This window comes from bacterium (genome assembly GCA_036524115.1).
Taxonomy (GTDB): domain Bacteria; phylum JAUVQV01; class JAUVQV01; order JAUVQV01; family DATDCY01; genus DATDCY01.
The window spans coordinates 1-2,840 of sequence record DATDCY010000348.1; the positions used below are offsets into that span (position 1 = coordinate 1).

5 protein-coding genes are annotated in these 2,840 nt (G+C 71.5%); 2 read left to right on the forward strand and 3 right to left on the reverse strand.

All coding sequences use genetic code 11. The features are described 5' to 3' along the window. Positions 1 to 691, forward strand: a 691-nt coding sequence (locus VI078_17155) for a hypothetical protein (GenBank protein ID HEY6001014.1), incomplete at its 5' end; no start/stop codon positions are given. Beyond that, positions 645 to 1,388, forward strand: coding sequence for a hypothetical protein (locus VI078_17160; protein ID HEY6001015.1), 744 nt, complete (start codon positions 645 to 647; stop codon positions 1,386 to 1,388). The genes VI078_17155 and VI078_17160, both read left to right, overlap by 47 nt. Positions 1,389 to 1,392: 4 nt before the next feature. Here VI078_17160 and VI078_17165 read toward each other — a convergent pair whose 3' ends face one another. From VI078_17165 to VI078_17175, 3 genes are all read right to left on the reverse strand, one after another. Next, on the reverse strand, positions 1,393 to 2,271 hold the full coding sequence (locus tag VI078_17165; GenBank protein HEY6001016.1) for a phosphoribosylaminoimidazolesuccinocarboxamide synthase: 879 nt from the start codon (positions 2,269 to 2,271) through the stop codon (positions 1,393 to 1,395). Between the two features lie 39 nt (positions 2,272 to 2,310). Next, complete coding sequence (locus VI078_17170) at positions 2,311 to 2,508, reverse strand: YtxH domain-containing protein (GenBank protein HEY6001017.1); 198 nt, start codon at positions 2,506 to 2,508, stop codon at positions 2,311 to 2,313. Between the two features lie 77 nt (positions 2,509 to 2,585). After that, the coding region (locus VI078_17175; GenBank protein HEY6001018.1) for an MFS transporter at positions 2,586 to 2,840 on the reverse strand (255 nt) is incomplete at its 5' end.

Below are 2,840 nucleotides of genomic sequence, written 5' to 3' on the forward strand. Positions count from 1 at the left end.
GCCTGCACCCGCGGCCGCGCCGGCCGCCGCCGGCCCCGGCGTCGTCGAGGGCAAGCTGCTCTTCGACGGCCAGCCGATCACGCGCGTGACCAGGCTCGAGCCGACGTTCTGGTTCCGCAACGAGAAGAAGGGCGCCCCGGAGAAGCCGCAGGTCGAGTACGGCGACGGGGCCTTCCGGGTGCGCGGGCTGCCCGCCGGCAAGATGGGCATGAGCATGCGCATCAACCTCGAGCCGGGCAATCCGAACCTCTACCCCGGCGACCTCGACGCGTGGACGACGTTCACGGTCGGCGAGGCGGCGACCGCGCCGCTCGAGATCAACATGCGCAAGGTGATCCACCTGAAGCAGCCGGTGGACAACGGCGTCGTGATCCGCGGCTGGGACGAGCCGTGCGGCGCCGGCAACGTGCTGCCGGGGAAGGCCGTCTTCTCGTGGGAGCCGCTCGACCCCGCGGCGACGTACGACGTCACCGTCGACAAGCTCGCCTGCGGCCGCAACTACGCCCCGGCGGGCAGGGTCTTCGCCAAATCGACCACCGAGGACTGGATCAAGCTCGAGCTGCCGCCGAGCGCCGCCGGCGAGTGCTACTCCTTCCGGCTCACGGCGCGCAAGAGCGAGCGTCCGATCGGCATGTTCACGACCCATGGCCGCGACGGACTCGGCTGGGACTTCCGCTTCACCGTCAAGTAGTCTGCGCCGGCGCGCGCTGCTCGGCCTCCTGTCGCTGCTCCTGGGGGCGGCTCCCGCCTTCGGCGAATCCGCTCCCGCGCCGGCCGCCGCCGAACCGGCGTTCTGCGTCCCCGGAACGTTCCTCGCGCACGAGGTGCCGGGGCTCGCCGTCGCGGGAGTCAGCCGGCTGCGCGTCTTCCGGCTCGGCCCGGCCGTGCTGGCCGGGATGGCGATCGGCGATTCGGACGCGGCGGCGGTGGCGCGGCTGGCCGAAGGGCACGGCGCGACGTCCGCCGACCGCTACTGCACGTGGTACGTCAACAAGGGCAACCGCGAGGCCGCGAAGCTGTTCCGGCACGTCTACCTGCCCAATCCGCGGCACCTGGGGCCGCGGAAGGCGGCCGATGAGTACGGCGAGCTCTTCGGCCCGGCGCTCGGCCCGGGGCCGGACGCGGTGTGGGGGTGCCTCGAGCAGCGGCACTATGTCGCCGTCGGCTGCAACGGCCAGCAGCACCGCGGGCCGACGGCCTTCGGGATGGTGCTGGCGGCGCTCGGCTGCGAGCCGGAACACGCCGCGGAGATCGTGAACCACCTCTGGGGGCTCAACGGCGTGCCGGAGGCCAACCGCCTCGCCGCCATCCGCCGCGCTTACGAGATCGGCGCCAGCCAGCCGGACCTGCGCGCCCGCCTCCAGCGCCTTTTCGGCGGCGCGAACTAGGAAGCTACTGCGTCAGGATCCGGTAGATCTCCTCGTAGCGCGCCGCCGCCTTCGCCACGATCGCGTCGGGCAGCACCGGCCCCGGGTACGTCTGGTCCCAATCGAGCGTCAGCAGGTAGTCGCGCACGATCTGCTTGTCCCAGCTGTCCTGGCCGCGCCCCGGCTGCCAGGTCGCCGCGGACCAGAAGCGCGAGGAGTCGGGCGTCATCAGCTCGTCGATCAGGATCAACCGCTTGTCGAAGATGCCGAACTCCATCTTCGTGTCCGCGATGATGATCCCGCGCTTGCCGGCCAGTTCGCGGCCGCGCCCGTAGACGGCCAGCGCCGTGTCGCGCAGCATGCAGGCGAGGTCGTCGCCGACGATCCGCGACAGCTCCTCGAAGCTGATGTTCACGTCGTGGCCCGCCTCGGCCTTGGTGCTCGGCGTGAAGATCGGCGTCTCCAGCCGCGCGGACTCCGTGAGCCCCGCAGGCAGCCGGATGCCGCAGACGGTGCCCGAGGCCTTGTACTCCTTCCAGCCGCTGCCGGAGAGGTAGCCGCGGACGATGCACTCCACGGGCAGCACCGCCGCCTTCTTGACGAGCATGCTGCGCCCCTCGAGCACGTCGCGGTGCGCGCGCAGCGGGGCGGGGAAGTCGTCGACCTCGGTGGCGACGAGGTGGTTCTCGACGATGTCCGCCACCTGGCGGAACCAGTGGATGGAGATCTGCGTCAGCACCCGCCCCTTGCCGGGAATGCCGTTGGGCAGCACCACGTCGAAGGCGGAGATGCGATCCGTGGCGACGATGAGGAAGTGCTCGCCGATGTCGTAGACGTCGCGGACCTTGCCGCGGCGCGGCGGCGGGTAGCCGGGCAGGGCGGTCTGGAGAACCAGGCGGCTCATCGCTGGCTCGGGTGGGCCGAAATCCGCGCGCCGGGCGCGCTAGACGACCTTCGCGCGGACCTTGTCGGTCAGGTCGGTGGCGTAGTCCTTGAGGTCCTCCGCCAGGTCGGCGATCTGCTGGCGGGTGCGCTTGCCGGACTGCGGGGCCAGCAGCAGCGCCAGGCCGGCGCCGACGGCGGCGCCGACAACCAGGGCGACGACTACGGAGCGGTTGTGTTCATCGTGGCTGCAGAACATGGGACGCCTCCTCGTGGCAGCGGTTTTCGACCAGTCTCACACCTCTATCGATACGATATGTCCCCGTCGGCGCGAAATCAACCCCGCCGCGGGACGCGGCCCCGGCGGCGCGCGACCCGGTGGATCTGCACCTCGCCGCCGCAGTAGGTGTCGAAGGCGATCGCGGCCTCGACCGCGCGGCGGGCGAGCGCCTCGGCCCCGATCCGCGTGCCGTGCAGCGCGTGGAGCGCCCCGAGCGCGAACTGCGCCCCCGAGCCGATGGCGAAGTAGTGCTCGACCTCGGTCACGCTCATGTCCGGCCCGACGTAGTAGATGCCCCCGCGGTTCGCCAC

What these genes read in the sequence shown, in the direction of transcription:
- VI078_17160 (HEY6001015.1), top strand. Translation starts at nt 645, where the DNA reads ATGGCCGCGACGGACTCGGCTGGGACTTCCGCTTCACCGTCAAGTAGT.
- VI078_17165 (HEY6001016.1), bottom strand. Translation starts at nt 2,271, where the DNA reads ATGAGCCGCCTGGTTCTCCAGACCGCCCTGCCCGGCTACCCGCCGCCG.
- VI078_17170 (HEY6001017.1), bottom strand. Translation starts at nt 2,508, where the DNA reads ATGTTCTGCAGCCACGATGAACACAACCGCTCCGTAGTCGTCGCCCTG.